Origin of the sequence: Staphylococcus taiwanensis, assembly GCA_020544305.1 — a bacterium.
Taxonomy (GTDB): Bacteria; Bacillota; Bacilli; order Staphylococcales; family Staphylococcaceae; genus Staphylococcus; species Staphylococcus taiwanensis.
The window spans coordinates 2,042,869-2,060,471 of the sequence record CP058667.1; the positions used below are offsets into that span (position 1 = coordinate 2,042,869).

At 33.4% G+C, this 17,603-nt stretch carries 14 protein-coding genes and 1 tRNA gene; 1 reads left to right on the plus strand and 14 read right to left on the minus strand.

From position 1 onward, the window contains the following. The first annotated feature begins 52 nt into the window (after window positions 1-52). Window positions 53-124 (plus strand) — tRNA-Arg (locus HYI43_09820). A 325-nt stretch (window positions 125-449) separates the two neighbouring features. On the opposite strand, the gene whiA is transcribed toward HYI43_09820, so the two are convergent. The 14 genes from whiA to prfB form a co-directional block, all read right to left on the minus strand. Further along, entirely contained in the window at window positions 450-1,394 is a 945-nt protein-coding gene (gene whiA, locus HYI43_09825; GenBank protein ID UDI78833.1) for a DNA-binding protein WhiA, read from the minus strand. 125 nt (window positions 1,395-1,519) lie between these two features. Then, window positions 1,520-2,515 (minus strand): YvcK family protein, encoded by a 996-nt coding sequence (locus HYI43_09830; protein ID UDI78834.1) that lies wholly within the window; start codon window positions 2,513-2,515, stop codon window positions 1,520-1,522. Next, a complete protein-coding gene (gene rapZ, locus HYI43_09835) occupies window positions 2,512-3,423 on the minus strand; it encodes an RNase adapter RapZ (GenBank protein ID UDI78835.1) in 912 nt (303 codons plus the stop codon). Before rapZ ends, HYI43_09830 begins: the two co-directional genes overlap by 4 nt. A 212-nt stretch (window positions 3,424-3,635) precedes the next feature. After that, window positions 3,636-4,571 carry a thioredoxin-disulfide reductase gene (gene trxB / locus HYI43_09840; protein ID UDI78836.1) on the minus strand — a complete coding sequence of 312 codons (936 nt, stop codon included), beginning with the start codon at window positions 4,569-4,571 and terminating at the stop codon, window positions 3,636-3,638. 63 nt (window positions 4,572-4,634) lie between these two features. Next, the gene (locus HYI43_09845) at window positions 4,635-6,074 is read right to left on the minus strand and encodes a tetratricopeptide repeat protein (GenBank protein ID UDI78837.1); all 1,440 of its coding nucleotides are present in this window, start codon (window positions 6,072-6,074) and stop codon (window positions 4,635-4,637) included. A 16-nt stretch (window positions 6,075-6,090) separates the two neighbouring features. Then, window positions 6,091-6,570, minus strand: a complete 480-nt coding sequence (locus HYI43_09850; GenBank protein ID UDI78838.1) for an acyltransferase — start codon at window positions 6,568-6,570, stop codon at window positions 6,091-6,093. Next, window positions 6,570-7,415, minus strand: a complete 846-nt coding sequence (locus HYI43_09855) for a prolipoprotein diacylglyceryl transferase (protein ID UDI78839.1) — start codon at window positions 7,413-7,415, stop codon at window positions 6,570-6,572. The genes HYI43_09850 and HYI43_09855 overlap by 1 nt, the downstream gene beginning before the upstream one ends. A gap of 3 nt (window positions 7,416-7,418) precedes the next feature. After that, window positions 7,419-8,354 (minus strand): HPr kinase/phosphorylase, encoded by a 936-nt coding sequence (locus HYI43_09860; GenBank protein UDI78840.1) that lies wholly within the window; start codon window positions 8,352-8,354, stop codon window positions 7,419-7,421. Between the two features lie 314 nt (window positions 8,355-8,668). After that, window positions 8,669-11,503, minus strand: coding sequence for an excinuclease ABC subunit UvrA (uvrA, locus tag HYI43_09865; GenBank protein UDI78841.1), 2,835 nt, complete (start codon window positions 11,501-11,503; stop codon window positions 8,669-8,671). Between the two features lie 7 nt (window positions 11,504-11,510). Then, complete coding sequence (gene uvrB, locus HYI43_09870) at window positions 11,511-13,496, minus strand: excinuclease ABC subunit UvrB (GenBank protein UDI78842.1); 1,986 nt, start codon at window positions 13,494-13,496, stop codon at window positions 11,511-11,513. Between the two features lie 439 nt (window positions 13,497-13,935). After that, window positions 13,936-14,163: a CsbA family protein gene (locus tag HYI43_09875; protein UDI78843.1), complete on the minus strand. Its 228-nt coding sequence runs from the start codon at window positions 14,161-14,163 to the stop codon at window positions 13,936-13,938. Between the two features lie 5 nt (window positions 14,164-14,168). Next, the gene (locus HYI43_09880) at window positions 14,169-14,816 is read right to left on the minus strand and encodes an HD domain-containing protein (protein ID UDI78844.1); all 648 of its coding nucleotides are present in this window, start codon (window positions 14,814-14,816) and stop codon (window positions 14,169-14,171) included. Window positions 14,817-15,188: 372 nt separating this feature from the next. Beyond that, window positions 15,189-16,055, minus strand: coding sequence for a CHAP domain-containing protein (locus HYI43_09885; protein UDI78845.1), 867 nt, complete (start codon window positions 16,053-16,055; stop codon window positions 15,189-15,191). A gap of 263 nt (window positions 16,056-16,318) precedes the next feature. Next, window positions 16,319-17,435, minus strand: a protein-coding gene (prfB, locus tag HYI43_09890; GenBank protein UDI78846.1) for a peptide chain release factor 2 whose coding sequence is annotated in 2 segments (ribosomal slippage) — window positions 16,319-17,362 and window positions 17,364-17,435 — 1,116 coding nt in all. Because the reading frame shifts where the segments join, the coding sequence is not laid out codon by codon here. Window positions 17,436-17,603: the final 168 nt, after the last annotated feature.

The following is a 17,603-nucleotide window of genomic DNA, read 5'->3' on the forward strand; positions in this document are numbered from 1 at the left end:
TGTACTTTTAAATTAACAAATAGTACAGAAATTCGGATTTTTTACTTTTTAACTCCTCGTAGTGTAATGGATAGCACGTAAGATTCCGGTTCTTAAGATAGAGGTTCGATTCCTCTCGAGGGGGCTAATCACTTTAAATTACAACTATTTTCAAACTGAGAACGCTGTTATGAGGGCGTTCTTTTTATTTTGCCTTATGGTAAAACACCATATGAAATTTATTTTTTGTAATGAAAGAGACTAGAACAGAATTCTTCTGAATTCGTCGTACTCCCAACTTGCTTTACTTGTAGAATTTCTTTGGGAAATTCTCTTTGCTAGGGCTCCCCCACCTCGCAAGAATGACTAGATCTGAGTAAAGCTTGATTTAAAGTGCATTCTCAGCTCAGTCCGCTACTGCGAAATGACAATGTAGTCTTTTACTATAAATTTGTCCCGACTCTTTAACTTTATAATTCTATTTTTTCGCCACTTCGTATTTTATCAGCAAGTTCATTTAATTTTCTCAATCGATGGTTAACACCGGATTTAGAAATGGCACCCGTAGAAACCATTTCACCCAATTCTTTCAACGAAATTTCTTGATGCTCTACACGAAGTTTAGCAATTTCTCTTAAACGATCTGGTAAATTATCCAAGCCAATTTCTTGATCGATTAATTGAATACTCTCTACCTGTTTCATGGCCGCACTTACTGTTTTATTTAAATTAGCTGTCTCGCAATTAACTAATCGGTTAACAGAATTTCTCATATCCCTAACAATTCGTACATCCTCAAATTTTAACAAAGCTTGATAACCACCTATCAAACTTAGAAAATCTGATATTTTTTCTGCTTCTTTCAAATAAGCGATACTACCCTTTTTACGTTCTAGATGTTTAGCATTCAAACCATAGCTATTCATTAACTTAGTTAAACCTTCAGAATGGTTCTCATATTGTGAAAAAATTTCTAAATGATACGAAGATGTCTCTGGATTATTAACTGAGCCACCAGCTAAAAACGCACCACGTAAATAACTTCTGCGCATTTCATCATCTTGAATCATACTTGCATCAATGTCATGTACAAAAATACCATTTTTCAAAATGCCAAGTTCATCTAGTATTTCCTTTGCACGTACTTTTGTACGGCATATATAAATATTATTTTTCTTTAGTTTCATTTTTTTACGTACTAAAATTTCAACTTCCACATTAAATATACGCTTAATAAGTGAATATATTCGTCTTGCTGTGGTAGCATTTTCTGTTTGAACATTAATTACAAATTGTTGATTAGATAGGCTAAGTGCACCGTTCATACGAATTAACGCGCTAAGCTCTGCCTTAGCATTGGCTTCATCTACTTCTATACGTGTTAATTCATTTTTCATCTCTGAAGCAAAACTCATCACAAATACCCTCCTCTAATCTCGTTATAAACATATGCAATTAACATTCTATCTCACTTATCATTCGTACAAATACTTCTATTAATAAACATATGCAATTTATCATAACATAATTATCTACAAGATTAGAAGGAATTATTTTTCGGTTGGAATTGAATTGTACTTGTCATTTCAAGTGCTAAATCATAAATCAATTTCGCTAATACTTTAGTATTATGTCGGACCAAATGTTGGTCAGAAATTTCAACTAAATTTGAAGATGTAATCATTTTAATATGATGCTCTGTGATTCTATCTTCATTCATAGCAACTGGTGTAGCATTACGTTCTTTATAACGCTCTAGCACCTCGTCATCATATTTATCTTCACTGCAAATAACATAATCTATAAAAGGTTTACCAGCATGTTTATGTATTGCTTCTATATGATCTACGACGTCATAGCCAGTTGTTTCCCCCGGTTGCGTCATTACATTAGATATATATAATTTAGGTGCTTTTGAACTTAAAATTGCATCTGACATACCTTTAACACATAAATTAGAAATGACACTTGTATAAAGCGAACCCGGACCCATAACAATTAAATCAGCTTCTTCTAGTGCGTCAATGGCTTCTTCCATAGGCTCAACATTTTCAGGCTCTAAATATACGCGATCAATGCGTTTATTCTTTTTTGGAATTTTCGATTCACCATGTACAATTTCTCCATCTTCTAAAACAGCATTTAACTTAACATTAGTATTTGTTGATGGAATGACTTTCCCTTTAATGTTTAATATTTTACTTAATTCTTTAACCGCATGCCCAAAGTCATTCTTTATATTTGTTAAGGCAGCTAATAATAAATTGCCTAATGAATGACCTTCAATTTGGTTCTCTTTAAAACGATATTGAAATATTTCTTCCAATATTGGCTCAGCATCACTTAATGCCGCAATTACATTTCTAATATCTCCGGGTGCTGGTATATCCATTTCACTACGGATTTTGCCAGTACTACCGCCATCATCGGCAACTGTAACTATAGCAGTTATATCAATGGGGTATTCTCTTAACCCCCTAGCTAATACCGACAGGCCAGTACCTCCACCAATCAGTACGATTTTTAATTGTTTCATTTTTTCACGCCACTTTCGATATGTGCATCTCGATGATGTACATAAACATTATAATCAAATATGTCTCTTAGCTCTTCACCGATTCGTTTCGCAAGAGCAACTGAGCGATGTTGTCCTCCCGTACAACCCATCGCAATCACTAATTGTGATTTACCCTCTTTTTTATACCCTGGAATCATGAATTTTAATAAATCCATTAATTTTTCATAAAAAATTTCTGTCTCTTTCCATTTCATAACATAATTATAGACAGGTTCATCTTCTCCAGTCATCGGTCTCAAGTCTTCAACATAATATGGATTAGGTAAGAAACGCACATCAAACACTAAATCTGCATCTTTTTGAATACCGTGTTTAAATCCAAAGCTTGTAACATTAATACTGAAGGATTTAAAGTTTTCATCTTCAAATTTCTTCTTAACTCTTTCTTTTAATTCCTTCGTTTTTAGATTTGTAGTATCTACAATATAATTTGCGATTGTACGAATTCTAGATAACATTTGTCTTTCTTCTAAAATGGAGTCAATGAGCGACATTTGTCCATTTTCATTAAGTGGGTGTGCACGACGAGATTCTTTATATCTAGAAATTAGCTTCTCTGTATCTGCTTCTAAAAACATGACATCTACAATAACATCATTACGACTTTTAATTGCATCGATTTCTTCTACTAATGATTTGAATAACTCTTTACCACGTAAATCGATTGCGATGGCTACCTTTTGTAAAGAAGGATTTCCTTGTTCCATTAATTCTACAAATTTTGGAAGTAAAATAGGTGGCAAGTTATCTACGCAAAAGAAACCGATATCTTCTAAGCATTGGATTACTACTGTCTTACCGGCTCCGGATAATCCGGTAACTACTAATAATTCGCTTTTACTCATTTCATTGTCTGTATAATTCATTATTATGGCACCGCCTAGTTCGTCTTATATATTTAAGTCGTTATTGTCTATTTATCTTTAATTTATAATCATAATATCACATGTTTAATCTATCGTAACTTTTCTCAAAATGATTTAATAATTTAAAAATATAATCATTAAAAAAGCTAGAGCTAATGTCCATTTCACTTCGTTATTTTGAAGAAAGACATTACTCTAGCTATATTTACGAATTACGCTTTATCTTTTAATTCCTCAATGTAGTCAATTGCACTTTGTGCTGCAATACTACCATCACCTGTTGCTGTTACAATTTGACGTAGTCCTTTATCTCGAACATCTCCTGCTGCGAAGATACCAGGTACTGATGTAGTCATATTATCTTCTGTTACAATATAACCCATATCATTCGTAATACCTAAGTTAGTGAAAGGTGCAGTTAATGGTTTCATACCAATATAGATGAATACACCATCTGCATCTAATGTTTGTTCGGAAGCATCTTTAGTTGAAACAAGTGTTATTGAACCAACTTTACCATCTTTTTCATTAATTGATTTTAAAGTGTGACTCCAAATAAAATCAATTTTTTCATTTTTGAAGGCACGATCTTGTAGGATTTTTTGTGCTCTTAGTTCATCTCTTCTATGAACAATTGTCACTTTGTCAGCGAATTTAGTAAGGAACGCTCCTTCTTCAACTGCTGAATCGCCACCACCGATAACAAATAAATTTTTATTTTTAAAGAAGGCACCATCACATACTGCACAATAACTTACGCCGCGTCCACCTAATTCTTGTTCACCAGGCACACCAATTTTTTTATATTCAGCACCAGTAGTAATAATAACGGCACGTGCTGTTATCTCTTTATTACCAAGGTTAATTACTTTATAGTCGCCTTTATCTTCAATAGATTTAATGTCACCATATTGATATTCAGCGCCAAATTTTTTAGCGTGTTCAAACATTTTAGTTGATAAGTCTGGACCCGTAATCATTTCAAATCCAGGGAAGTTCTCCACTTCTTCAGTATTAGCCATTTGTCCACCTGGCATACCTCTTTCAATCATTACAGTGCTTAAATTTGCACGTGATGCATAAACTGCTGCAGTCATACCAGCAGGTCCAGCGCCGATAATCGCAACATCATAATTTACTTCAGTCATTTTTATGCCTCCTACGTTTTTATTAACATGCGCATTATATATTATTCTGCGAAATCTTTAAATTTATATGCTCAACAATTGGTCAATTGCATTATCTAATTTGTAGCGGGATACATTAAATAATTCTAAAATCTTCTTCTTAGTTGTATGCGTAGCACAATAACGATGATACAAATAAGCATGTGCAGCTACATATCTATCCACGTCACTCAAATCAACCTCATTTGCTATTAAACCCTCGCCTTTATCAATCCAACTTACAAAAAGTTCTGTATCTTGTTGTAATTCCTCTGTTTCATATAACTTAACTAAGCCACGATGAATGAAATCAAGTTTATTCAAATGTAAGCCTTGAACTAAATATGTTAAGTACAACTTTTCATAGTCATTCATTGTTTCTAAGATTGCCCAAATTTCTTCAGTCATCAATATTTCACTACCATTAAGTTGATTTAATAAGAACACACCATACAATCTATAATGACTATCATCATCTTGTAGTAAAGGTAATATTTTATACTCAAATGTTTGCTTACTTTCCTCAAGTACCCACGGCGCATAACCTACATCTACTTTAGAGATATGAAGTAGCTTTTCCCAAAAAGCTTTACTCTGTTCTTTATTTCCGAGGTAATAATAGTTAAAGCTCAGTGCATTAAACATTTGAAGTGAAGCGAATTTCCCCTTCTTATACAATGGTAGTAAAATTTGTTGAGATGATTCATACTGTTTTAAATAACTTAAGACAATACCAAGTTTGAAACTTTCGTCATCATTCATCGGTACAACTTTACTCAAAATTTTTAAATATTTGTGGTATTTTTCAGTTTCATTCGTATTGTAGAGTAATAAAGTATAATGACATAATGCATGTACATCTGAGTTATCTTCTGCTAACAACGCTTCAAACATTTCTTTAGCGGTTTCATATTCACTTAAATAGAGATAACACATTGCAAGTAAGTTGCGAATAACACGATGTTCTTGTAAAGATTCATCCTTGTTTAAAATAAATGCCTTTGCATCCTTTAAACGTCCTTGTGAAAATAAATATTGGAATAATATTTGTGTAGCAAAGAGTTGCGCTTCCAATTCAATTTTTTCTTCACTCATATAAGACACTTCAAACGTTTTTTCGAGTTCTTCTCGAAATGCTTTGTCATGCGTTAAAATTACATAATTAATACCAAACAAGAAGGCCTTGTTTGGCTCATTTAAATCAATGTTTAGTTGGCTTAATTGATAATAGCTATCTTCAACATGATCTGCATTAATAATACTTTCGTAAAATAATGCTTCAGCACGTCTACCTAAATTAAGTTTATTTAAACAATAAGCATATTTTAGCTTTATATCAAAATCAGTCGGTGACAAATCAAGCACTTTACTGAAATATTCAGCTGCTTTATTAAAATCTTGTTGTTTATATTTTTGATCTGCCATTTTACGATAGAATGTTTCATCAAATTTCATGGAAATAATTTTATCGTTATCTTGCGCCATACTTTGTCACCTCTCTTTATTTATATTTTATTTGCATGGGATTGCCAAACGCTACAGCGTGATCTGGAATGTCTTTAGATACGACTGTACCGGCTTTAACAATGACATCATCACCTATGTTAATACCAGGAAGAATCGTCGAATTAGCTCCTATTAAGGTTTCATGACCTATGTTTACGGGTCCAAAGCGATATTCGTCTACCAATACCTCGTGCGTTAATATTGTAGTATTATAACCAATTACGCTATTATTGCCAATTGATATTAACTGAGGATGAAAGATGTCTGGCATGACTTTATATGCTAAAGACGTGTGCTGTCCGATTTTCATTTTCAGAGAATGAACATAAATCCAACGTTTAAGTCTCAAATTAGGGATAAAGCGACTTATTTCAATGACAAGTGTGTTTCTAAAGACGCTTGGAAAACGAACAAATTGATAGATACGCCATAACGGATTAATAGATTGGCTGTTAACTTTATTTAAGCGTCTCATTATTTAACATTCTCTTTCGAGTTAGTCCAAGCTAATGGACCTGCTTCTTTGTATAATGGTGGTTGATATTTCACACGACGATAAATCATAATTACTAATCCTAAGACAATAAGTATAACTGATACGAGTTGAGCTACTCTAATGTGACTCGTCAACATCAAGCTGTCTGTTCTTAAACCCTCTACGAAGAAACGACCTATTGAATACCATATTAAGTATAACGTAAACGTTTCTCCAACTTTTAAATGTTTTCTTAGCGTAATTAAAATGATGAAACCTAGTACATCCCAGACTGATTCATATAAAAATGTCGGATGATAATACACACCCTCTATATACATATTTCGAATAATAAAGTCAGGAATATGTAAGTTTTCTAAAAACGCTTTCGAAACTGGGCCACCGTGGGCCTCATGGTTCATAAAATTGCCCCAACGTCCGATACCTTGCGCTAATATTATACTCGGCGCTACGATATCACCAATTTGAAATGGATTTAAGTTTTTCACTTTACAAACGATAATACCTGTAATGAAACCACCAAGAAGACCACCGTGTATTGCAATACCACCGTGCCATATTTTCGGTATCTCAGTAGGATTCTCCATATAATAAGGCCATTGGAAAATGACGAAATAAATACGTGCCACAATAAAACCAAAAATGGCGCTATAGAAAATGACATCTACTAATGTATCTTTATCTAAGCCAACATGCTTTAAACTTTCTTGTGCGATAAAATACCCGATAAGGATACCTACAGCAATAATAATGCCATACCATTTGATTGCTAATGGTCCTAAATGAATCGCAGTAGGATCAACATAATTTAAATTAAACATCATTACTTAGTTCTCCTTGCTTTGATGACCTTTTCTTAAAATTTCTTCATTTAAACGTTGATTAAATTCTTCAGCAGTATTAATACCCATAATATTCAAGCGATAATTCATAGCTGCAACTTCTATAATAACTGCCACATTTCGTCCTGGTCGTACAGGAATCGTTTTTTTAGTGATTTCTGTATCAAGGATTTGTAACGTTTCTTCATTCAATCCAACACGGTCATAAAGTTTATCTTTGTCCCAATTTTCAAGGTTTATATTTAATCTGATTTGTTTCTGTGTAAGAATAGATCCCGCACCAAATAGGGTCATGACATTGATAATACCTAAACCTCTAATTTCTAATAAATGTTCAATTAATTTAGGCGGTGTGCCAATTAATTCATCTTTCGTTATTTCACGAATTTCGACATTATCATCGGCTACTAAACGGTGACCACGTTTCACTAATTCAAGTGCTGTTTCACTTTTACCAATACCAGAGTCTCCTGTAATTAATACACCCACACCATAAACATCTACTAATACACCGTGTAGAGAAGTCGTTTTGGCTAACTCATGTTCTAAAAATGTTGTTAAACGACTCATTAAACTTGTCGTCGCATCTTTAGATACAATTAAAGGTGTGTTCATTTCTTGTGCAGCTTGTATTAATTCTTGTGGTGGTTCTAGTCCTCTTGTCACAATAATTGCAGGTGTTTCAGGACGACATAGTTTTCTCATACGTCCGTGACGTTCTTCATCCGGTAATAAATTATAAAATGATAATTCTGTTGTACCTAAGAGTTGAATACGATCTGCAGCATAATGAGAAAAATATCCCGCCATTTCTAAACCAGGTCTTGAAATATCTGTATTTTTAATAGGTTTATGTAACCCTTTTTCTCCAGTAAATAATTCTAACTTCAATAAATTGACTAATTTCTCTGTCGTTAACATGAGTTCACCTCAAAAATTTTCACTTGAATTGATTCATTTATTATCATATCAAAAATAAAGTCACTATTTATATAAAAAAGGTGAATTCTTCTTCAAAATGTTTCATTGCTAGTGATATTTGGTGTTGATTATCATAAATAGAATAAGGAGTGGAACAGAATTCATGTCGAATCCTTGGTTCCACTCCTACATGTAGGCGTTAATTATACAAAAACTTGATAGTATTGCTTTCTCAGGCCAGCCAGTTAATGCAAATTTGTAACGTAACATACCAATATTCATTTTATCTTAAACGCTACAACTATCTTATAACCTTATTCAACTTTATCACGTTCAAGAACTGGTTTTAAATATTTACCAGTATACGAAGATTCAACCTCAGCAATTTCTTCTGGTGTTCCTGTAGCTACAATCGTGCCACCACCGTCGCCGCCTTCAGGACCTAAATCAATAATATGATCCGCAGTTTTAATTACATCTAAATTATGTTCAATAATTACTACAGTATCTCCATTTTCAACTAAACGGTTTAATACTTTTAACAGACGACTAATATCATCAACATGTAAACCTGTAGTAGGTTCATCTAGAATATAGATTGAACGTCCAGTTGAACGTTTGTGCAATTCTGATGCTAATTTCACACGTTGTGCTTCACCACCAGATAAGGTAGTTGCTTGTTGTCCTAATGTAATATAACCAAGACCGACATCTACCAGTGTTTGAAGTTTACGATGAATTTTAGGAATATTTTCAAAGAAATAAGCCGCTTCTTCAACTGTCATTTCTAGTACTTCTGCAATATTTTTACCTTTATACGTTACTTCTAAAGTTTCACGATTGTAACGTTTACCATCGCACACTTCACATGGAACATAAACATCTGGTAAAAAGTGCATTTCTATTTTAATGATACCGTCACCTTTACATGCTTCACATCGGCCACCTTTGACATTGAAACTAAAACGTCCTTTTTGATAACCACGAATTTTAGCTTCATTCGTTTGTGCAAAGACATCACGAATATCATCAAAAACGCCTGTATAGGTTGCTGGATTTGAACGTGGTGTTCTACCTATGGGTGATTGATCAATGTCTATAATTTTATCTAGTTGATCAATGCCTTCGATACTATCATAATCGCCTGGTTTAACTTTAGATTTATTAATTTTTTGTGCTAATGATTTATAAAGCACTTCATTTACTAAAGAACTTTTCCCAGAACCTGAAACACCTGTAACAACAGTCATTACTGATAAAGGAACATCAACGTCGACACCTTTTAAGTTATTACTTCGTGCTCCCTTAATGCTAATTTTACGATCAGTGATTTCACGACGGTGTTCTGGTACATCAATACGCTTTTTACCACTTAAATATTGCCCAGTAAGTGACTTTTTATCTTTCATCACTTTATTTGGCGTACCACTAGAAACAATTTCGCCACCATGGTTGCCGGCGCCAGGGCCTACATCGACGAGATAGTCTGCTGCACGCATTGTATCATCATCATGTTCAACTACAATCAGTGTATTGCCCAAATCTCTCATTTCTTTCAACGTACTAATCAATCTATCGTTATCACGCTGATGTAAACCGATGGAAGGCTCATCTAATACATATAATACTCCTGTTAAGCGTGAACCAATTTGAGTCGCTAAACGAATACGTTGCGCCTCACCGCCTGATAGGGTACCAGATGAACGGTTAAGCGTTAAATATTCTAACCCAACATTGTTTAAGAAAGATAATCGTGAAATAATTTCTTTTAAAATTTGGTTCGCTATTGCTCTATCTTGTTCGGATAGCTCTATATTTTCATAATATTTCAACGCATTCGTAATAGAATGTTCCACTACTTCACCAATATTGTAACCACCCACGTATACAGATAACGCTTCTTTACTCAAACGTTTACCGTGACAAGTTTCACATGGTAATTCAGTCATATATTTACTCATCACTTCACGTGTATATTCTGATGGTGATTCATGATAACGGCGATCAATATTTGGAAGTACACCTTCAAATTTCATTCTACGATGTCGTGTTCCACCGTTACGACTATGGAAAGAAAAATCAATTTCTTTGTCTCCAGAGCCATTCATAAGAATGTCTTTTTGTCTGTCTGTAAGCTTTTTATATGGTTTATCCATGTTAATCTTATACACTTCACAAACACGTTTTAATAACGTTGGATAAAAGTCAGAACTTGTAGGTTCCCAAGGTTCAATTGCACCTTCGTTTAACGTTTTATTTTGATCAGGGACGACTAAATCAAGATCAACAGTTAATCTTTGACCTAGACCATCACAGGTAGGGCAAGCGCCAAATGGACTGTTAAAACTAAACATTCTAGGTTCTAATTCTCCAATAGAAAAGCCACAAATTGGGCAAGCATGATTCTCAGAGAATTTAAGGTCTTCACCATCAATTACATCGACTGTAATATTACCTTCTGCTAATTCTAATCCAGTTTCTATTGAATCTGCGAGACGCGTTTCAATACCAGGTTTAACTACTAAACGGTCTACTACAACTTCGATAGTATGATTTTTATTTTTATCTAATGCTGGTACTTCATTTACGTCAACGATGTCTCCATCTACTCTTAATCGCACATAACCTTTTTTACCAATATCAGCGATTAATTTCTCATGACTTCCTTTTCTATGGGAAATGACTGGCGCTAAAATTTGAATTTTAGTTCGTTCTTCTAATTCAAGTATACGGTCAACCATTTGTTGAACAGTTTGTGATTCAATCTCAATACCATGATTAGGACAATAAGGCTTTCCAACACGTGCATATAATAATCGAATATAATCATATATTTCTGTTACAGTCGCTACAGTGGAACGTGGGTTTTTACTTGTCGTCTTTTGATCAATTGAAATCGCTGGCGATAGTCCTTCAATCGTATCTACATCTGGCTTATCCATTTGTCCTAAAAATTGTCGTGCGTAAGCACTTAATGATTCAACATAACGTCGTTGTCCTTCAGCATAAATCGTATCAAATGCTAATGATGATTTACCTGATCCTGACAATCCAGTCATGACAATCAATTTATTTTTTGGAAGTTCAATATCAATATCTTTTAAATTGTGTGCTCGAGCACCTTTAACTACGATACTTGGTCCTTTCATTTAACTGTCACCCTTCTGATTTTAATTCAAATAACATATCTCTCAATTCAGTCGCTCTTTCGAAGTCTAAATCTTTAGCAGCTTTTTTCATTTCTTTTTCTATATTTTCAATCGTTTTTTGTCGTTCTTTCTTAGTCATTTTCTTTGGTACTGCTGTTTGTTGTTGGTCATTGGTTTCATCGTTATCAACCGTTGCACTGATAACGTCATGAATTTTTTTGTTTATCGTTTTAGGTGTAATACCATGCTTTTCATTGTGTGCCATTTGTATATCTCGACGACGTTGTGTTTCATCAAGTGCATATTGCATTGAATCAGTAATTTTATCAGCATACATAATAACTTCGCCTTTTTCATTACGCGCTGCACGTCCAATCGTTTGAATTAATGAACGATTAGAACGTAAGAAACCTTCCTTATCCGCATCTAAAATAACTACTAAAGATACTTCAGGAATATCTATACCTTCTCTTAGTAAATTAATTCCCACCACTACGTCATAAGTACCCATACGTAAATCACGGATAATTTCGATACGTTCTAATGTTTTAATTTCAGAGTGTAAATAATTGACTTTAATGCCCGCTTCTTTCATATAAGTCGTTAAATCTTCGCTCATTTTTTTAGTTAATGTAGTTACTAAAACACGTTCATTTCTATCTATACGCTCTTGAATCTCACTCAATAAATCATCAATTTGATTTTTCGTTGGTCGCACATCAATTTTAGGATCAAGCAATCCAGTTGGACGAATAATTTGTTCTACCATTTCATCGGTATGTTCAATTTCATATGGTCCTGGTGTTGCTGAAACATATACAAGTTGATTCGTTTTTTGTTCAAATTCTTCAAATTTTAATGGTCGGTTGTCCATTGCACTTGGTAAACGGAAGCCATGGTCAACAAGTACTTGCTTACGCGCACGGTCACCATTAAACATCCCTCTAATTTGTGGTAATGTTACGTGAGACTCATCAATCATCACTAACCAATCGTCGCCAAAATAGTCTAATAATGTATAGGGTGTTGAGCCAAGAGGTCTTAACGTTAGATGTACAGAATAGTTCTCAATACCAGAACAGAATCCCATTTCTCGCATCATTTCTAAATCATAGTTTGTTCGTTGTTCCAATCGCTGTGCTTCTAATAATTTATTTTCATCTTTTAATTCTTTCAATCGTTCTTCTAATTCATTTTCAATTCGTTCAATAGCTACTTTCATTTTCTCTTCACGTGTAACGAAGTGAGATGCAGGGAATATCGCAAAATGTTCGCGTTCACGAATAACTTCTCCAGTTAAATAATTAACTTCACGAATGCGATCAATTTCATCACCAAAGAATTCTACACGAATACACATTTCTTCACGTGATGCCGGGAAAATTTCAACTACATCTCCACGTACTCTAAATGTACCACGTTGGAAATCAATATCATTTCTTGAATACTGTACATCGACTAATTTACGTAAGAGCTCACTACGGTCCATTTCCATTCCTACACGTACGCTTACAACTAAATCTTTATATTCTTCTGGATTACCTAAACCATAAATACAACTTACACTAGCGATGATTATCACATCATCACGTTCAAATAATGCACTTGTTGCTGAGTGGCGTAATTGGTCGATTTCATCATTAATTGACGCATCTTTTTCAATAAATGTATCAGTAGAAGGGACATAAGCTTCAGGTTGATAGTAGTCATAGTAACTAACAAAGTACTCTACTCTATTTTCTGGAAAGAATTCTTTAAACTCGCTATATAATTGTCCAGCTAAGGTTTTATTATGTGCAATAATTAATGTTGGCTTTCCAACTTGTTTAATTACGTTACTCATCGTAAATGTTTTACCTGTACCAGTTGCTCCTAATAATGTTTGATGTCGCTTTCCTTCTTTAACACCTTTTACTATTTTTTCAATTGCTTGAGGTTGGTCCCCTTGTGGATCAAACTCTGAATTTAGCTTAAATGGAACATGTTCCACCATACTGACAAGCGCCTCCTCAATTTATAATGTCTTAGATAGCTATATTACTTTATATGTGCATCATATATTTGCTTAACTAAGTTTATTTTATTCAATGTCACTTTATTAAAATCAGCTTCACTATTGTTTATAATCTCTATATTACTTGTTTGTCGTAATGTACTTTCTTATTTATTTCCTAATATGATAAAAATATGCTTACTTAGCACTATTTTAACAAAAGTCAAAACAAAAATACAAACGTTTGTTCGCTTACGTTTGTATTTTTATTACTTATGCTTTATTCATTTATATAAAAAAGATGAGACTTAGGTTAACATTATACTAACCTTAAAATCTCACCATGTACATTTACGCTTACTGTTCCTATCAATCTCATATGTGCATCTACACTATAAAACAGTCTATATATAAATTCAATTTTTCTGTTTGAATACATTCAATCTTGATGTTTATGAAATTCTAAATTATCAATAATGACGTATCCTGCTAATAACGATACTACATCGATAAAAATAATCCATTCATTGTGAAAAAAACCTTTATAAATGGATGTGGCTATTAAAATTAATGTTACAATGACTCCGACCCACTTACTTCTTGTAATAACACTAAATAAAATAACTAATACACATGGAAAGAATGCGGCTAAAGCGTACCAAATCATTGATTTCACCCATTTCTTCTTCTTCGGTCTAAAATTGCCATCGTTGTTTCACGCAATTCTGCACGAGGAATGAAGTTTTCAGTCAACATTTCAGGAATTACATTATCAATGAAATCTTGAACAGAATGTAAATGATCAAATTGCATGATTGTTTCTAAACTATGCTCATAAATTTCAAAAAATAATGCTTCAGGATTACGTTTTTGTATTTCTCCAAAAGTTTCATATAGTAAATCAATTTTATCCGCTACCGATAAAATTTGTCCTTCTAATGAATCATCTTTGCCTTCTTGTAGCCTTTTACGATAAATATCTTGATAAGGTTCGGGTATTTCTTCATTGATAAAAGTATCCACCATTTCTTCTTCTACTTGTGAAAATAGCATTTTCAACTCAGTTCTAGCGTACTTAACTGGTGTCTTTATATCTCCTGTAAAGACTTCAGCGAAATCATGATTAAGTGCTTTTTCATATAAACTCTTCCAGTCAATTGTATTGCCATGATGTTCTTCTACAGTTGCTAAATATTGTGCAATCTTAGTCACTTTAAAAGAATGCGCAGCAACGTTATGTTCAAAATATTTAAATTTACCTGGTAAACGAATTAATTTTTCTAAATCTGATAGTCTTTTGAAATATTGATGCACACCCATGATACCTTACCTCCATACTTTATTAAATAAAGATTATACTTATTTTTATTATACCAATCAACATTTCAATGAAAAGTGTCAATAAAAAAACACAGTAAAAAAATGATGAGTAAATTGAATATGATATCTTTCTTATTATAAACTCAATTGCATTACTCCATACACCGTTATCATCCTTTTAAATATAAAGAAAAAGATGGAACCGAATTCATTCTGAATTCATTGTTCCATCTCTCAAAGCCGATTAAAACTAAAGATAGTTTAATTTGATTGTTCCCATGTTCAATTAACTGTTATGCGTTTGGTTTAAATATAAAAACAAATTTAAATCATATTTTTAATATTATAAATCAACTAGTATATTGAATCGCACTAATGAATGAAGTTATAACTTGAAACATTTTTAATTGTTCTGTTAGTCACATGATTGAAGTTACCATTCCAGTTCATTTCTGAAACATATACTGAACCATCTTGGTTAACACGTTCAACTACACCTACATGTCCATAGTATCCGGCGTTAGTTTGGAATATAGCACCAACCTCTGGGCGATTGTCTACAGCTAACCCAGCATTTTTAGCAGAATAAGCCCAGTTATTGGCATTGCCCCAATAACTACCAATAGAGCGTCCTAATTGTTGACGACGATCAAACGCATAATAAGTACAATTACCAAAGTAATAATGATTTCCTTGGTTTCCAACTACTTTATTATTGTAATGTGTTGGCTCATTATATGACGTATTAGTGTATGAAGTCTTAATTGTAGATGGATGTATAACGGGTGCACTCGTTGTTGTTACTTTATAATTATTGTCCCCTTGATAGTGTGTTACTGGCGTTTCACTTATATGATTCTCACTATAAGATTCTGTGTAAGTTTGTGCATAATCCACATTACTATTTTCCAGTTCAGCAGCACCTTTATCGCTAACGGCAATTAAATCACCTGGATGAATGAGAGCAGTTATGCCAGGGTTATACGCATATACTTGTTCTAAAGATAACTTGTGAGATAAAGCAATATGATATAAAGTATCACCTGCTTTAACTTTAACAATATCTTTTTCTGTTAAACCTGCTACTGTTTCTTGTTGTTTTTGATCAGTAGATACATTTATATGTTGAGCTGGAACTGTATTGTTTGTATTTTGACTATGTTCGGCATTAGCGATTCCACTAATTCCTGCAAAAGCTGCGATTGAAGTTAAAGTTACTGTAAGCGTCTTATTTCTCATGTTGTCATTCCTTTGTTGTTTTGTATTATTGTTCTTTTATACTGTAGCACACCCTATTTCGTAATAGTTGATTGTTAACGCCTTGTAATATAAAGGTTAAATAAGACGTTTTAACTATTTAAATACAGTCCTGTTAGTAATAATACACTTAACGATTTACATCTATTTTTTCATTTATATAAGATATCAAAACGCTCTTTTACAGTTCCTTCAAAAAGGATAACTTTGGTTATTCAGCTATTTCTTATCGAAACTCCGTCTCATTATCCTTCACTATGTGTCATGGATTGTCTTAGATAAGCTTCGATAAATGGTCCTATTTCGCCATCCATGACAGCATCAACTTTACCAGTTTCCTCATTGGTACGATGATCTTTTACCATTGAATAGGGATGGAATACATATGATCTGATTTGACTTCCCCAACCAATCTCTTTTTGTTCACCACGTATTTCAGCCATTTCACGTTCTTGCTCTTCTAATTTCAATTGATATAGCTTAGCTTTCAACATTTTCATGGCTGCTTCACGGTTTTTAATTTGAGAACGTTCGTTTTGGTTATTTACTACGATACCTGTTGGATGGTGTGTTATTCGAATAGCAGATTCTGTTTTATTGATATGTTGTCCACCTGCACCAGATGCTCTAAATGTATCAACTGTAATATCATCAGGATTAATCTCAATTTCAATTTCGTCATTATTAAATTCTGGAATAACATCACAAGATGCGAATGACGTATGACGTCGTCCTGATGAATCAAATGGTGAAATTCTAACTAATCTATGAACACCTTTTTCAGCTTTCAAATAACCATAGGCGTTATGTCCTTTAATTAAGAGTGTTACACTTTTAACGCCAGCTTCATCACCTGGTAAATAATCTACCGTTTCAACTTTGAAACCTTGTTGTTCGCCATAGCGTTGATACATACGCAATAACATGCTCGCCCAATCCTGTGATTCAGTACCGCCAGCGCCAGGATGTAACTCAAGAATTGCATTATTCGCATCATGGGGTCCATCTAATAATAATTGCAATTCGAATTGATCAACTTTTTCTTTAAAAGCAGTCACTTCTTGTTCCAAGTCACCTTTCATATCTTCATCAAATTCTTCTTGCAATAATTCCCATGTCGCAGTCATATCTTCGACTTCATTATTTAAATCATGATAACCATTAACTACAGATTTCAACGCATTATTCTTATCAATAACTTCTTGTGCTTTGTTTTGATCATCCCAGAAATCTGGCTCTGTCATCATCTCTTCATATTCCTGGATATTTGTCTCTTTATTTTCTAAGTCAAAGAGACCCCCTAATTTGTGTTAAATTTTCGTTATACTCATCAAGTTTACGTTTGATTTCCGATAATTCCATCGTTTATCTCTCCTAATCATTTCACTCTATATTTCATTATAATACATGACATTTTTGAGTCTTGTCATTCCTTTTGAAAATGCAGTACCAAACTCGTTCACAAATCAAGTTCTAAACCATCAACAATCTATATCAAAAGTTCAGTACACAAGATCATCAATTAAATTC

Bases quoted from the DNA above. Each gene is read 5' to 3' on its own strand.
- whiA (UDI78833.1), bottom strand. From the start codon at position 1,394: ATGAGTTTTGCTTCAGAGATGAAAAATGAATTAACACGTATAGAAGTA.
- HYI43_09855 (UDI78839.1), bottom strand. From the start codon at position 7,415: ATGATGTTTAATTTAAATTATGTTGATCCTACTGCGATTCATTTAGGA.
- trxB (UDI78836.1), bottom strand. From the start codon at position 4,571: ATGACTGAAGTAAATTATGATGTTGCGATTATCGGCGCTGGACCTGCT.
- HYI43_09845 (UDI78837.1), bottom strand. From the start codon at position 6,074: ATGGCGCAAGATAACGATAAAATTATTTCCATGAAATTTGATGAAACA.
- HYI43_09875 (UDI78843.1), bottom strand. From the start codon at position 14,163: ATGATTTGGTACGCTTTAGCCGCATTCTTTCCATGTGTATTAGTTATT.
- HYI43_09885 (UDI78845.1), bottom strand. From the start codon at position 16,055: ATGAGAAATAAGACGCTTACAGTAACTTTAACTTCAATCGCAGCTTTT.
- HYI43_09830 (UDI78834.1), bottom strand. From the start codon at position 2,515: ATGAAACAATTAAAAATCGTACTGATTGGTGGAGGTACTGGCCTGTCG.
- HYI43_09850 (UDI78838.1), bottom strand. From the start codon at position 6,570: ATGAGACGCTTAAATAAAGTTAACAGCCAATCTATTAATCCGTTATGG.
- uvrA (UDI78841.1), bottom strand. From the start codon at position 11,503: ATGAAAGGACCAAGTATCGTAGTTAAAGGTGCTCGAGCACACAATTTA.
- uvrB (UDI78842.1), bottom strand. From the start codon at position 13,496: ATGGTGGAACATGTTCCATTTAAGCTAAATTCAGAGTTTGATCCACAA.
- HYI43_09860 (UDI78840.1), bottom strand. From the start codon at position 8,354: ATGTTAACGACAGAGAAATTAGTCAATTTATTGAAGTTAGAATTATTT.
- rapZ (UDI78835.1), bottom strand. From the start codon at position 3,423: ATGAATTATACAGACAATGAAATGAGTAAAAGCGAATTATTAGTAGTT.
- HYI43_09880 (UDI78844.1), bottom strand. From the start codon at position 14,816: ATGGGTGTGCATCAATATTTCAAAAGACTATCAGATTTAGAAAAATTA.